Here is a 14,383-nt window from a genome sequence, read left to right as displayed (position 1 = left end):
GACTGAACAGGTGCAGCGACGCGATGTCCGCCCACTGGAGGTCGTCGATCGCGAGCACCAGTGGGCGCTGCGCCGCGACCTCGCCGACGGCGGCGACGACCGCCTCGAACAGACGGAACTGTGCATTTCCGTCGGGGCTCGCCGATCCTCCGAGGACGTCGCCGTCCGGCCCGAGGAAGTGGCCGAGTTCGCCGGCGAGCCATTTCTCCCTCGCCACGGTAGGCAGCTTGTCCAGTACCCCGCCGACCACTTGTACCCACGGCCACATGGACGGCGCTCCTTCGCCTTCCAGGCAGTGGCCCCAGATCACGGTGGCGTCGCGCTGATCCGCCTCGGCGGCGAGCTCCTTCAGCACGTGGGTCTTGCCTACCCCCGGCTCCCCCTCCAGGACGACGAGCCCAGTGCCTCCGGTGAAGGCCGGTTCCATCGCCAGCCGCAGCTTCGTCAGTTCGTCGGTACGGCCGATGAGGCCGACCACAGACGGTGTTCCGGGTTCCACGACGGCTCGCGACGGCACAGGCGAGTCTTCGTCCGATCGTTGGTCGGCCGCTGCCCTGGTTGCCGTCAGATTTTGGTTCAGGACCTGCTGGTGCGCGGTAGTCAGGGCTTGTCCAGGGTCTATTCCGAGGGTGGCGGCGAGGCGGGTGCGGACCGCGCGGAACACAGACACCGCCTCCGCCTGCTGACCGGCGGCGCCCAGGGTGGAGATGAGGCTCGCCTGCACCGGCTCGTTCAGCGGCGCCATCTTGGCAGCCAGGTGCAAGGACGGCAGCACCCTCTCGGGCCGGCCTAGCGACATGGCGAGCTCGGCCGCCGCCGTGCACGCGTCGAAGAACTGGCCGTCCAGACTCGAGAAGATCGCGGCCGCGGCCGGTTCCGGGCTCAGCCCCTCGCCCGCCGGGCCCTGCCAGAGTCCCAGGGCCTCCACGTAACGGTCGAGAGCCGCCTCGTGGCGCTCCCGCGCCATCGCGGTCCCGGCGGCCTCGACAAGGTCGCGGAACACGACAAGATCCAGCGTCGCGATACCTGCCGTGAACAGGTACCCGTTGCCACGTCGATGCAGGTACGAGCCGGAATCCCGGGCCGAGAGCTCAGGCTCCAGCAGCCGACGCAACGAGCCGACGTACTTGTGGATGACGTTGAGGGCACTGGTCGGCGGATCATCCACCCAGATGAGATCGATCAACTGATCGGTGCTGATCGGCCGTCCTTCCCGGGCAAGCAGCAGAGCCAGCAGAAAGGCCTGCTGCCGCGGGCCGGAGTGCAGTTCGACCCCGTCCCGCCACAGCCGCAACGGACCGAGAATCTGGAAGATCAGGGAGCTGTCGGCAGCCGATCGGTCCCCGGCATCGCCACCGATGGGAAGGATTGGCTCAGCCACGCCTGTTCCACCACCTTGTTCGTCGAGACATCTTGCGGATCACCCGGGCTCGTCAGTGAATCGGACCCGCGAAAGCCGGCGGGCACCGCGAGCCTGCTCGATAGGTGCCCATTCCAGTCGGCGACGCTGGGCCGTCCGGGGGTGTCCGGATTCGTTCGGCGTTTGAGGGTAGAGCTCTCTGAGGTGCGCCGCCGACGGTCGGAGAAGGCTCACAGGTGAGCGACACGGTCTTCGGCGAGGAGCAGATGTACGGACGCGACGGCGCCGGCGCCCTCGCCGACAGCCGAGGCTACCCGCTTCATCGAGCCGGCGCGCACATCGCCGGCGGCGAAGACCCGGCGGGCACTGGTCTGGTACGGCAGAATCGGCCGCTGCCCATTGCCCTGCCGGCCGTCCAGGGCCAGTCGCGTGTCCGTGAGGATGAACCCGTCCGCGTCCCGAGACAGGCAGGCGAGGAACTCGGTGTCGGGATCGGCGCCGATGAAGCAGAAGACCGCGCGGCTTTCGAGTTCCTGGTCGGCCGCGTCCGGCCGCCGCACGACGGCCCCGGTGAGCGCGCCGTTCCCGGTCAGGCCGATGATCTGTGTCCGGGGCCACAGCCGTACCATCGGATGGGCTTCGAGCCGCCTGGCCAGGTACATGGACATGCTGTTCCTGATGCCCTCGCCTCTGACGACCAGGTCGACGCGCGAGCCGCGGGAGGCCAGGAAGAGCGCCGCCTGACCTGCGGAGTTGGCACCTCCCACAACGGTGACGGGGTTCGACTCGCAGTCGCGGGCGTCGAGCTCGGTCGCCGCGTAGCGGATGTGGCCGAGTCGCTCGAATTCGTCCAGCCGCGGCACGTTCAGCCGGCGATACCGCGCGCCCGTGGCGACGATCGCGGCCCGCGCCCGCAGCCGGGTGCCGTCCGAGAGGGTCACGGAAGGCCCGTCCGGGTCGGTGACATCGAGCGCCGCCACGTCGCACGGCGTGTAGAGCTGCGCGCCGAACTTCAGCGCCTGAACGAGAGCGAGCCGGGTCAGATCCTCGCCGCTGATGCCGCGTGGGAAACCCAGGTAGTTCTCGATGCGAGAGCTTGTGGCCGCCTGCCCTCCGGCCCCGGCAGCGTCGAAAAGGACCGTGACGAGTCCCTCCGACGCCCCGTAGACCGCGGCCGCCAAACCGGCCGGCCCCGCGCCGATCACCACCAGGTCGACGTCGTGCCCGGCTGCCTCGTACGTGAGACCGATCGCCTCGGCGACGTCGCGTGGCGTGGCCCGGCGGAGCACGCGTTCGGAGGCGACCGCGGCCGGAAGGTCCTCAGATGTCAGGCCATGCACCGCCATCAGCGTCTGGCCGGGAATGGACGCGGCGTCCAGCGGCAGGTGCGGCAGCTGCAGCCGGGCCGCGAACGTCCGCAGCGCACGGCTCTCGGCTGAGTTCGGCGTGCCGATGATCTCGAGAACGCTGCCCGCCGACTCCAGAATGATACTCCGGCGGACGCCGAAGGCCTCCACGAGCACGTCCGCGATGTCCACCTGTTCGCTCAGCACCTCGCGGAACTTCGACGCGCGGATGCGCACGACGATGCCCGCCTGCCTCACTCGCGCTGTCAGGAAGACCGCTTGACCGGTCAGCAGGCTCAGTTCGCCCGTGAACTCACCGGCATCGCGCGTGTAGACGACGTGCTCGGGTTCGGTGGCGGTGGCATCACGGACCACGTCAAGGGCGGCGGACTCGACCAGGAAGAGGTCGTAGTGCTTTTCGCCGGGGGTGTAGAGCACGTCTCCCACCTCGACCTGTTCCCGCTCACCGTAGTCGGCGAGGCGGTGGAACTGCTCCTCGCTCAGCAACAGTTCCTCGAATCCGCCGGCGTACTGGCGAGTCGCGGCGCGTGTGGCTCGCGCGTCATCTCCGGTTGGCATCCAGGCGCTCCGATCGGTTTCTGTGCTGCACAAGATCACGTTCGAGGGACATGGCTTCAGGCGACGGCCGCGGTCTGGACGCGCCGGAGTCGCGCCCCATGAGGAGCGGTGATGACGAAAAGGAGGAGACCGGCGGCTGTCAGCACCAGGCCCGCCCAGGCCGTCGAGAGAGTGCCAAGGCCCGCCCCGAGGGTGACGGAGCCGCCGACGGCGCCCAGCGCGTTGGCCAGATTGAGCGATGCGAGGTTGAGGGATCCCATCAGCGTGGGTGCCTCGGGGGCGTACGTGGTGAGCAGCACCTGAATCGTGGGGATGGCGAGCATCATGGTCGCGCCGACGCCGAAAAGCGCGGGCATGAGGAGCCAGATCGTCCCGCCTGCCGTGGCGATCAGGATGAGGAACAGCAGGACACTCCCGTAGCCGAGGACAAGGCCCCGGTACGCGTAGCGGTCGGCGAGGCGGCCACCGAGCTGGTTGCCCGCCGCCATACCGACACCGAACACGGCGAGCGCCACGGGGATCAGCGATTCATCGGCCGCCGCCGCGTCCGTGACGTACGGACCGATGAAGGTGTAGACGGCGAAGATGCTCGAAATGCCGAGCGCGGCGACGGCCATGATCACCCAGACCATCGGGCGGCGCAGGGCGCCCAGCTCCTGCGCTACGGGCCCGCCGTCCAGGTCGGGAGTTGTGGGCACCCAGAGGAGGATGGCGGCCCCGGCAAGGAGACCGATCGCCGTGACCACGACGTACAGCGCCTGCCAGCCCGCCTGCTGTCCGACGAAGGTGCCAACGGGGGAGCCGACGATCGTCGCGATGGTCAGGCCGGCCATGACGGTCGCGAACGCCTTTCCGCCCTTGCCCGGACCGTAGACGTAGGCGGCGACGACGGCGCCGGCTCCGAAGTAGGCGCCTTGAACCGTGCCGGTGACGAACCGGGCCGCGATCAGCATGCCGACGTTCACGGACAGCGCTGACAGCAGGTTGCCGACGAGGAAGAGGAGGATTAGTGCGAGGAGCAGCCGCTTGCGGTTCAGCCGGGCGGCCGCGATCGTGATGACCGGGGACCCGATCATGACGCCCACCGCGTAGGCGGTCACGGCGTACGTCGCCTGCGGGATCGAAACGCCCATGTCCGCGGCGAAGAGCTGGATGATGCCGTTGCTGCCGAATTCACCCGTCCCGATGGCGAAGGTGCCGAGTGCGAGAGCCAACAGGGTGAGCTTCGTGTTCTTGGTGGCGCATTCTGGCGTGTGGCGCGTTTCTTCGGCTTCGCACTGCGCTCGATAGGCGCTGCTGAGCAAAGGGAACCGCTCCTTTCAGGCGCGTGTGGCCTTTCCGCGCGGTGTTGTGTCGAGGCCGGCCCCGGGGTTGGAATGGTCATGCGACTGAGCGGGCTCCGCCGCGCATTTTTCCGGGAAGGCAGTGGCCGGCCGGCCCTGGGTGAGGACTAGCGATGCGCCGGCCAGACCGCGTGCCCGGGGCCCCGGGCACGCGGAATCGGCTCGCGAAGCGTCAGACGCCTACTGCCATGACCTCGAGTTGAATGTTGTCGATGTCCCGGAAGACGACCACCGAGTAGACGAAGGGCTCCTTCACGCTCTGGATGCCGGAGTGCGCGACGCCGAGGCTGTCGAGCCAGTTCGACCAGGCAAGGAGGCCTTCACGGCCCTCGACGTTCAGGGAGATGTGGTCGAGGCCGGTACGGGCCTCGTCGAACTCCTCGCCCTTGTTGGCGGAATTGTGGTGCAGGCCGATGGCGAGGCCGGTGTTGGGTTCGATGACGAGTTCCGCGTATCCGGTCCATTCGCGGCCGTAGTGCGGAAGCGTTCCGTCCACGAGCTTGGCCTGGAAGACCTTCTGGTACCACGCCACGCTGGCCGCGAGGTCCCTGACAGTGAAGGCGAAATGGTGCAGGCCGGTGAAGGAAGGTGCGATGGCGTCGCTCATCTGTGGCTCCTCATCCATGGGTTGACGACGGCGGACCGGGGGATGGGTCTTCGCCGTGAATTTCGTTCTTCGTGAAGGGACTACGCGGTGGTCTTGCCGACGAGAGCGATCAGCTCGGTCGCGGCCAGGCCGGAAGAGGCCGGGTTCTGCCCGGTGATGAGCAGCCCGTCGGTGACGATGTACGGCTCGAAGTCGCCGGCCTTGGAGAAGTCGGCGCCCTTGGCGATGAGCTCGTCCTCGACCAGGAAGGGCACGACCTTCGTCAGGCCCATGAACTCTTCCTCGCTGTTCGTGAAGCCGGTGACTCTCCGGCCCGCGACCAGTGGGGTGCCGTCCGGGTTCTTCGCGTGACGCATCACGCCGGGTGCGTGGCACACCAGCGCGAGGGGCTTGCCCGACGCGGCGATCTGTTCGATCAGTTTGATCGACGTCTCGTCCTCGGCGAGGTCCCACAGCGGGCCGTGCCCGCCCGGGTAGAAGACCGTGTCGAAGTCGTCGGCGGACACCGAGTCCAGCCGTACTGTCCCGTCCAGCTGAGCCTCGGCCTCGGCGTCGGCCTCGAACCGGCGCGTCTGGTCGGTCTTGAACTGTTCTTCGTTGCTCTTGGGGTCGAGAGGCGCCCGGCCGCCCTTCGGCGAGGCCAGCGTGATCTGCCAGCCGGCGTCCTTGAAGCGGTAGTACGGAGCGGCAAGCTCCTCGAGCCAGAACCCGGTCTTCCGCCCGGTGTCACCCAGCTCGTCATGCGAGGTCAGTACGATCAAAACCCTCAAAGTCACGCTCCCCGTCTTGTTCGTGGACTTCGGTGCGCACCGTGCGGTCCGGCGTCAGGTGCGGGTGCGGCACGTCGTCGCTTATGTCCGAAACGTAAGCGGGGTGTAGTTGACAGGTACTGGACAGCGAGTGGAACCCGCGTCGTCCGGCGGCCGTCTTCGATGGACCGCGGTGATGGCCTTGACCTGGCTCGTCGCGGTGCTCGGGTGCCCATCAGGGAAATGGTTGACCACGAGTGGACGCTTACTGGATTCGTCGGTGACGGCCGATTCCAGGCGGCGGGACGATCAGTGGCCGGCCGGCTCCTGGCCGAGTTCCGCCAGAAACTTCTCGGCGCGGTGGGCGAACAGGTGGGCTCCGCGTTCGGTGGACAGCGCCCGCGCCTTTTCGGCGGCGTCCCGGACGACCGGGACGGGCTCGCCGAGAGCCTGCAGCAGCCGCGCTCGCTGCAGCAGGATCAGTCCTTCGGAGTAGCGCTGGCCATAGGCGTCAAGGTAGTGCTCGGCCAGGTCCAGGGCGGTGGCGGCCGCGGCCGTTGTCCCGGCCGCCAGCCGCATCTCGCCGAGCAGCCCGTGCCAGGTGGCCACGCACGATTGCGGCGGGTCGACGAGGTGCGCGGTGATGATCCGCTCGGCCTCCGCCGCGGCGCCGGCCGGGTCCTGGCCGGTCACGGCCCGCGCCCAGCACCGGGCCAGCCGCTGATAGGTGCCCAGGACGACGAAGGAGAACTCGGGATCGGCGGCGATCCCCCGCTCCGCCTCACGCAACGCCCAAACCGGGTCGCCGATGAACACCGCGGTCCGCACGGCCATCGCCGAGGAGATCGTGACCGCGTACGGCTCATCACCCGCATCGGCCTCCAGCTTGCCGAACAGCGCCCGCGCGGTCTGGACGTCACCGTGCAGCGCGGTGATCTCGGCGAGGAATCCGGCCGTGAGGAGTTGCAGGTCGTGCCGGACCGGGTTGTCATCGCGCCCGGCGAGATCGTTGAACATGATCTGGTCGGCCTCGGTCATGAAACGAGAGGCCTCGTCGATGTCGCCCATGTTCCACTGGTGGATGCCCCAGGCATGCAAGCCGTAGGCGTACACGATCGGGTCGGTGGAGACCTTGCCCTGCTCAAGCAACCGGCGCGCCAGCGGCTCGCTGCGGTCGAACTGGACACCTTGGCCATGCGCGACCCAGCGGGCGTAAAGGAAGGCGGTGGCCTCCAGCTCCCGGCCCAGGTCACGGGCCAACTGCTCAGCGCGTTCCAGCAGGTCGAATGCAGTGGCCCCGTACATCGAACGCATCCCGACCACCGCGATCAGCTGCACCAGCGCCGACAGCTCCAGCTCGGCCAACCCCGCCGCCCGCGCCACCTGCACGGCCATCCGCAGTTGCCGCTCGGCGGCCTCGAACGCGGACTTGGCCACCGCACGACCGGCCGCGCGCACCAAAGCCTGCGCGGTGCGGGCCGGGTCGGCCAGGGGGCCGGCCGCCCACAGGTGGTAGGCCAGCCGCTCGACGCCGGACTCGCCCGCCGGATCGATGCGCTCCAGTGCATTGGCAACGCGCAGGTGCAACCGGGGCGTGCGCGGTTGCGGCGTGGTCCCAGTGACCGACTCGCGGACCAGGTCGTGCGCGAACCGCAGCGAGTACGGGTCGCCGGGGGCCAGCCCGAGCAGGCCGAGCGCCTCCAACGGGTCCAGCCGGTCCAGGCAGGCCGAGACATCGAGGCCGGCGGCGCCGGCGAGCAGATCGAGGTTGACGTTGCGACCGATGACCGCGGCGACCTGGAGCAGGTCGCGGGCTCCGTCGTCGAGGCCGGCCATCCGGTCGCGTACGACGTCGCGCACGGTGGACGGCACCCCTGCCCGGCTCACGGCGTCCTGGGTGACCATGCCCGCGTCGGCGAGCAGCCGGGACAGTTCCCGGACGAAGAACGGATTGCCCGCGGTACGGGCGTGGATGCCACGGGCGGCGTCGGGTGCGGGGATCTGGCCGGTCTCGCCGCGGACGAGCTCGGCCACCTCGGCCAGGTTGAGCGGGCCGAGGTGGATGCGGCGCTGGCCGAACACCCGGCTGGCCGCGGCGAGCATCCGCGACAGCTCTGTGCCGGGCTTGGGCGCGCGGTCGCGGAGCGCCCCGATGATCACGGTGCCGTTCGGCAGCCGGGCCGCCAGATGGCTGAAAAGATTCAGCGAGGTGACGTCGGCCCACTGGAGGTCGTCGATGACGAGCAGCACAGGCCGCAGCGCCGAGACCTCGCCGACGGCGGCCACGACCTGTTCGAACAGGCGGAACTGGGCGCCGCCCTCTGACAGCGCCGGTGCGGCGACGCCGTGCTCGCGGGGGTCGACGAGGCGGCCGAGCTCGTCGGCGAGCCATTTCTCCCGCGCCACGACGGGCAGAGCGTCCAGGACCGTGACGACCGCCTGCACCCACGGCCACATCGACGGCGACCCGTCACCCTCCAGGCAGCGGCCCCACACGACGAGCGCGCCGTGCCCGCCCGCCTCTGCGGCGATCTCTTCCAGCAGGCGGGTCTTGCCCACCCCCGGCTCGCCATCAACGATGACGAGCCCCTTGCCGCCCGCGAGCGCCGACTCCGCTGACTGCCGCAGCATCGCGAGTTCCTCGGCCCGGCCGACCAGGCCACCGGGAGTCTGCATCCCGGGTGCCGGGGTCGCCTGTCGCGGTGCCGATGGTCGCTCGGCGGGCGCCGGCGTCAGGCTCTCACTCAGCACCCGCTGGTGCGCGGCCCGCAATGCCGGGCCGGGATCGATGCCGAGTTCGTCGGCCAGGCGGGTGCGGACCGTCCGGAACACCGACAGCGCCTGTGCCTGCTGCCCGGCAGCGCCCAGCGTGGCGATCAGGCCGGCCTGCACGGGCTCGTGCAGCGGCGCCATCGAGGCGGCCAGCTGCAACGGCGGCAGGACTCGCTCCGGCCGGCCCAGCGACACCGCGAGCGCGGCCGCCTCCGTGCACGCGGCGAAGAACTCGGCGTCCACCCCTGCGAAGACCGACATCGCGGCCGGGCCGTGGGCCAGCCCCTCACCTGCGGAGCCCTGCCAGAGCCCCAATGCCTCCACGTAACAGTCCAGCGCCGCTTCCCGCCGCTGCGCCGCGAGGGCCGCCTCGGCGGCCTGGACCCGCTCCCGGAAGTCGGCCAGATCCAGCATGCCGGTCCCGGCGACGAACAGATAACCGTTGCCCCGGCGCTGCAGATAGGAGCCGCTCCCGCGGACCGGAAGCGCGGGCTCCAGCAACCGCCGCAACACGCCGACATACTTGTGGATGACGTTGACAGCGCTGGCCGGAGCCTCGTCATCCCACATCAAATCGACCAGCTCGCCCATGGTGATCAGCCGATCCGCCCCCGCCAGAAGCACGGCGAGTAGGTACGCCCGCTGCCGAGGACCCGCGTCCAACTCGACACCGTCGCGCCACAGCCGCAACGGACCGAGAATCTGCAGACGCAGCGAGCCGCCGGATGCCGACCCGCCCCCGCCTTCGGCGCCTACTGGACGGACTGGCACAACCACGCCTGTGGTCCCCCTGAACTGATTCGCACTATCGGCTACGCGGGCCACGATCACCCGTATCCGCCCCCGCGCGAGATCAAGTTTACGACCAAGACCCTCAGAGGAAATCGGCTGCACCCAAATAGTCAGCAGGTCTCCGAGGGCACGGCCTGCTGACGGTCGAACCCCGCCACTCGCGCGGGCACGACATGACCCTGGCGATTTTTCTGCTGGATGGCCTGCGGATCGGGTCGCCGTCGAAACGGTTCAGTCATAGTCAATAAGTCTTCCACTCACCGTGAGTACCTTGCCTGACGGCGGCGCAGGAAAATGCGGAGTGAGAGAAGACGAGGCGTCATGAGAATGCGCGCGGCACCGAGGTCTCCCCGGGATGCCGGGCGGTGGGCAGGTGTCTCGGATAACGCCCTTCGATGCTCCTTCTGTTCGGTGCCGGTCTCCAGGTCCTTGCGCATCACGACTGATTCAGATTCTCAAACCGCAGGCCCATGACGTCTTACGGTCATGGGCCGGGTCGTCCCATGGAGTGTCATGCTTACGTTCTTGCACCCGCAGTCCTCTCTGGCCGAGCTGTCTGAGGCCGAGGCCATGTACCAGTTCGAGTCGAGCGCGCCCACCGCGGTGCGCGACGCGCTGGGAATCGAGTGCGTCAGGCTCGCGGGCGGGGTCGTCCTATCGATGCGGGAAGACCCGGTGAACTACTGGAGCAAGGCGCTGGGCTTCGGCTTCGCCGGGCCGGTCACGGCGGACCTGATCGGCGAGATCTGCGACTTCTACCGGTCGAGGAAAGGCCCGTCGGCCGTGCTGCAGTTCGCGCCCTCGGTGCTGCCGCCCGACTGGGAGAAGATCCGGGCCGAGTACGCCCTGTCGCGGGGGTCATCGTGGGTGAAGCTCGCTCGCGACCTGTCGACGGACGTGGCGAACGGGCCTGCTGGGCCGCCTGTCGAACGGGTCGGCCCCCAGGACGCGCAGGAGTGGGCCTCGGTGCTGATGCGCGGTTTCGGCATGCCAGAGGGGTTGCTGGTGGAGATGACGGCCGCCTTCGCCGCGCACCCCTGCTTCCGCGCCTACGTCACCCGAAGCGGCGGGGAGGTGGTCGCGGCGGCCGGGATGTACATCGGCGGCGAGACCGCACAGCTCCTAGGCGCCGCCACGCTGGCACCGCATCGAGGGCGGGGCGCCCAGACCGCGATGTTGCGCGCGCGAATCGCCGACGCGACGGCGGCCGGCTGTCGCGTGATCTTCGCGGAGACCGGAGCCGAGGCGCCGGGTGCGCACAACACGTCCCTGCACAACATGGCGAGGGCGGGCTTCGTCCCGCTGTACACGCGCGTCAATTGGACGCTGAGCGCGGAGACGGTGCCCGGCGCTGAGGGGGAGTCCGCGCCCGATTCCGGGCCCGATGAGGAGACCGGTTCTCGGCCGTAGACACCGGGCGGATTCACGCAGCCGCCGTTCTCTGCGCGTACTTGACGGGGCGCTGGAAGAAAAGTGGAACCCGTGCCGCCCGGAATTCTTCTTCACAATAATTAGTGGACAAAATCGAGTGCGCTCCGGAACTGGCGAGTCATTTGTTGATGACTAGTGGACGCTTTATGGATTCGTCGCCGACGTTGCAGGAAAGTCGTGCAGACGCCCAGGTGGAATGGCATTTGCAGGCTCATGTGACATTGTTCACATGTCTCGTGTAAATTAGTACCCAGAAATGCCCGCTATCGTGATCCTGTTGCCTGCGGTGACAGAAAGCGCCACACGGAATCACCAAGAAAGGAGGGTAATATGAAGGGGTCGACTCAGATAGGCAAGGACCGAATGCCGCGGCAGCGTGCGATTGTCGGCGCGGCGGCGACAGCGGTCCCGATGGTGAACGCCGGCACGGTGATCGCCACCCCCGCGGCCGCCGCCTTCGAGGCAGCCCGGGTGATCACGGCCCCCACCACGCACGACCATGCCCACACGGCCGCGGCGAAGCATCACTTCGCAGCCGGGCTTCTCCGGACGCGCGGGACCGGCTGGGCCGGGTGACCCCGAAAGCCTGATACGCGGAACAGGACGACGCAGCGGCACTGGTGACGCAGTGCCCGACCGGCTCGCTCACCTGCGCGGTCGGCATCGCGGCCGAACCGGACCTGGCATCGCTCCACGCGATGGCCACCGCGGTCGCCGAGTTCGCGACCATCCCTTCGCCTGCCGAGGTGAGCGACATCGCCACGCTCGGCAACGTCTTGCACGTCTGTGCCATCAGCGGCCACCGGTAGCCGGCAGGCCGTGGCAGGTCGTCGCACATAGATCGCAGAAAGATCAGAGAAAGCAGGAACATGAACCTCAGGAACGTCTTCGCCAAGGTCGGCATGACCGTGGCGGCGGGGGCGGTCGTGCTGACCGCGACGCCGTCGGCGATCGCCGGCACGGCCCCCACCCCCACCCCCGCTCAGCCGGCAGTCAAGGCCCTGACCCTCCCCGACTGGGATCTCGGCGACGACCACTGTGACGACGTCACGATCAAGTCCAAGGCCGGCAATCGGTTCGTCTCCGCCGAGGTCGACTACACCGGGTACGTTTCCGGCATGCTCCGCGCTCGGGCGACCTCCGCCGGAGATTGGGAGAAGTTCTCCATCTGCCCGGGCAACGGGTTCTACACCCTCTATTCCTACAGTGCCAAGGGTTGGGTGACCGCCGAGCAGAACTACACGGGCGCCGACGCCGGCATGCTGCGGGCACGTGCGGGGAGCGTTGGAGCGTGGGAGAAGTTCGAAGTCCAGCGCACCAGTGACTACTTCACTCTCAAGTCGCTCGCCAACGGCAAGTACGTGAGTGCCGAGCTGGCCTACACGGGCACCGGCTACGGCATGCTCCGGGCACGCTCGACCTCCGTCGGGGACTGGGAGAAGTTCCAGATCTCCTGACCGGCCGGTCATGACCGTGGACCAGGGCCAGGCGACCTGAGATACGGCCGCACAGAAGCCGAGTTGGGGGGTGAGGCGTCTCGCCTCCTGCTCGGCTGCGGCGCTCGCGGCACGTCTGTGTCACCACGGCCGCCGGTAGCCCGGCAGGCCGCGGCGGGTCGTCGCACAAAGATCGCAGAAAGATCGCAGAAAGCAGGAACATGAACCTCAGGAACGTCTTCGGCAAGGTCGGCATGACCGTGGCAGTGGGGGCGGTCGTGCTGACGGCGGCGCCCGCGGCGATCGCCGACACGACCCCCACTCCCGCTCCGGCGGTGCGCAAGGTTAAGACTCTCGCCGAATACGTGAGGGACCGCGACGCCGCTCGCAAAGCCGCCCGTGATGGCGCTCGCGGCACGATCCTCATTTGTGACGATGTCTCCCTCACGTCCCAAGCCAACAACCGTCATGTCAGCGCCGAACTCGACTACACGGGAAACTATTCAGGCATGCTTCGCGCCCGGGCGACCTCCATCGGTGATTGGGAGACGTTCGAACTCTGCTATGACACCGACAAGGGGTACGACACCCTTTCTGTCGATGGCAGGCGTTACGTGAGTGCGGAAATCGACTACTCGGGCGCCGACGCCGGCATGCTGCGGGCGCGCTCGGCGTCCGTCGGAGCATGGGAGAAGTTCGATGTCACATGCCCGTCGTACTGCACCATCCGGTCTCTCGCCAACAACAAATACGTGTCCGCCGAGTTGGCCTACACCGGCTCCGGTTACGGCATGCTGCGGGCGCGCTCGACGTCCGTCGGAGCATGGGAGAAGTTCTCTAACTAAGTAGAGCCCTTCCTGGGAGGGCCATGAGCCCCCTCTGGTCAGGGTCGGTTCCGTCGGAGCATCGAATCAGCGACAACCAATGGAAGGTCATGGCAAGCGTTGCGCTGATCAACGGCAAGATCCACTGGCTGTCGCAGATAGCTCGGTGGTGCGGCGGAGAACAGATCTACGAGGGCACCAACCAGATCCAGCACATGGTCATCGCCCGCTAGCTCTTGAGAACGTGTGGGGGATCGGCTGACGTTGTCCGCAACGTCTTCCACGTCTCTGCCATCAGGGGCCACCGGTATCCGGCAGGCCGCGGCAGGTATTCGCAGAAAGTTCACAGGAAGCAGAAACATGAATCTTAGGAACGTCTCGCGCAAGTTCGGTATGAGTTTGGCGGCGGGGGCGGTCGTGCTGACTGCGACGCCCGCGGCGTCCGCCGCCACGGCGCCCACCCCCGTTCCTGCGGTCAGCAGGTTCAAAACTCTCGCCGACTATGCGAAGCAGCGCGACGCCGCTCGCGAGGCCGCCCGCGCCAGCGGAAGCACCCTGAGGCCCTCATGTGCAGAGGGCATCATGAGGTCCAAGGGCAACGACCTCATGGTCAGCGCCGAACTCGCCTACCAGGAACCCACTTTGGGTATGCTCCGCGCCCGGTCGTCCACCGATGGCCCATGGGAGAGGTTCAGAATCTGCTATGACGGAACCTCCGACACCATCTATTCGGTGGGTGCCCAGCGTTATGTGAGCGCCGAGGTGGCAACCCCGGGCGAAAAAAACGGCATGCTCCGGGCACACGCGACCCTCATCAACGCATGGGAGAGGTTCCGTCTCCAGTGCGGGTCCGTCTACTGCTCCATAAGGTCTCTCGCCAACGACAGACTCGTGTCTGCCGAGCTGCAGTACACCGGCGCCGATTACGGCATGCTGCGGGCGCGCTCGACGACCACCGGGGACTGGGAACTGTTCTGGTGATCGACCGGTCATGGCCATAGGCCCGGACCAGTCGACCTGAGATACGGCTGCGCCGCAGCGAGCAGGGGGTGAGACCCTCTCACCTCCTCCTCTCTGCGGTGCTCGCGACGAGGAGGCCGCGAGTGGATCAGCGGCCGGCTGGTCGGCCTCGAGCGCGGACTCT

The 14,383-nt window shown here is 68.1% G+C and carries 13 protein-coding genes; 7 read left to right on the top strand and 6 right to left on the bottom strand.

What is annotated here, in order from left to right; all coding sequences use genetic code 11:
* The 6 genes from Pth03_RS40795 to Pth03_RS40770 form a co-directional block, all read right to left on the bottom strand.
* On the bottom strand, positions 1–1,381 hold a 1,381-nt coding region (locus Pth03_RS40795; RefSeq protein ID WP_203949894.1), incomplete at its 3' end, for an AfsR/SARP family transcriptional regulator.
* A gap of 209 nt (positions 1,382–1,590) precedes the next feature.
* Positions 1,591–3,285, bottom strand: a complete 1,695-nt coding sequence (locus Pth03_RS40790) for an FAD-dependent oxidoreductase (protein WP_203949893.1) — start codon at positions 3,283–3,285, stop codon at positions 1,591–1,593.
* A gap of 56 nt (positions 3,286–3,341) precedes the next feature.
* Positions 3,342–4,499, bottom strand: coding sequence for an MFS transporter (locus Pth03_RS40785; protein WP_203949892.1), 1,158 nt, complete (start codon positions 4,497–4,499; stop codon positions 3,342–3,344).
* 301 nt (positions 4,500–4,800) lie between these two features.
* Entirely contained in the window at positions 4,801–5,235 is a 435-nt protein-coding gene (locus tag Pth03_RS40780; RefSeq protein ID WP_203949891.1) for a VOC family protein, read from the bottom strand.
* Positions 5,236–5,315: 80 nt separating this feature from the next.
* Positions 5,316–6,005, bottom strand: a complete 690-nt coding sequence (locus Pth03_RS40775; RefSeq protein ID WP_203949890.1) for a type 1 glutamine amidotransferase domain-containing protein — start codon at positions 6,003–6,005, stop codon at positions 5,316–5,318.
* 288 nt (positions 6,006–6,293) lie between these two features.
* Complete coding sequence (locus Pth03_RS40770; protein WP_203949889.1) at positions 6,294–9,533, bottom strand: ATP-binding protein; 3,240 nt, start codon at positions 9,531–9,533, stop codon at positions 6,294–6,296.
* A gap of 528 nt (positions 9,534–10,061) precedes the next feature.
* Between Pth03_RS40770 and Pth03_RS40765 the strand changes: the two genes are divergently transcribed.
* From Pth03_RS40765 to Pth03_RS40740, 7 genes are all read left to right on the top strand, one after another.
* The gene (locus Pth03_RS40765; protein ID WP_203949888.1) at positions 10,062–10,958 is read left to right on the top strand and encodes a GNAT family N-acetyltransferase; all 897 of its coding nucleotides are present in this window, start codon (positions 10,062–10,064) and stop codon (positions 10,956–10,958) included.
* 351 nt (positions 10,959–11,309) lie between these two features.
* Positions 11,310–11,555 (top strand): hypothetical protein, encoded by a 246-nt coding sequence (locus Pth03_RS40760; RefSeq protein ID WP_203949887.1) that lies wholly within the window; start codon positions 11,310–11,312, stop codon positions 11,553–11,555.
* A 44-nt stretch (positions 11,556–11,599) separates the two neighbouring features.
* On the top strand, positions 11,600–11,788 hold the full coding sequence (locus Pth03_RS40755; RefSeq protein ID WP_203949886.1) for a hypothetical protein: 189 nt from the start codon (positions 11,600–11,602) through the stop codon (positions 11,786–11,788).
* A gap of 60 nt (positions 11,789–11,848) precedes the next feature.
* Entirely contained in the window at positions 11,849–12,436 is a 588-nt protein-coding gene (locus tag Pth03_RS40750) for a fascin domain-containing protein (RefSeq protein WP_203949885.1), read from the top strand.
* A gap of 200 nt (positions 12,437–12,636) precedes the next feature.
* Positions 12,637–13,260 carry a fascin domain-containing protein gene (locus Pth03_RS40745; RefSeq protein ID WP_203949884.1) on the top strand — a complete coding sequence of 208 codons (624 nt, stop codon included), beginning with the start codon at positions 12,637–12,639 and terminating at the stop codon, positions 13,258–13,260.
* 89 nt (positions 13,261–13,349) lie between these two features.
* Positions 13,350–13,472: a hypothetical protein gene (locus tag Pth03_RS42315; RefSeq protein WP_275413295.1), complete on the top strand. Its 123-nt coding sequence runs from the start codon at positions 13,350–13,352 to the stop codon at positions 13,470–13,472.
* A gap of 127 nt (positions 13,473–13,599) precedes the next feature.
* A complete protein-coding gene (locus Pth03_RS40740) occupies positions 13,600–14,220 on the top strand; it encodes a fascin domain-containing protein (RefSeq protein ID WP_203949883.1) in 621 nt (206 codons plus the stop codon).
* The last annotated feature ends 163 nt before the right edge of the window (positions 14,221–14,383 follow it).

Source organism: Planotetraspora thailandica (assembly GCF_016863335.1).
GTDB lineage: Bacteria > Actinomycetota > Actinomycetes > Streptosporangiales > Streptosporangiaceae > Planotetraspora > Planotetraspora thailandica.
The sequence above is the reverse complement of the archived record's forward strand: the minus strand, read 5'-3'. Positions and strand labels throughout refer to the sequence as shown.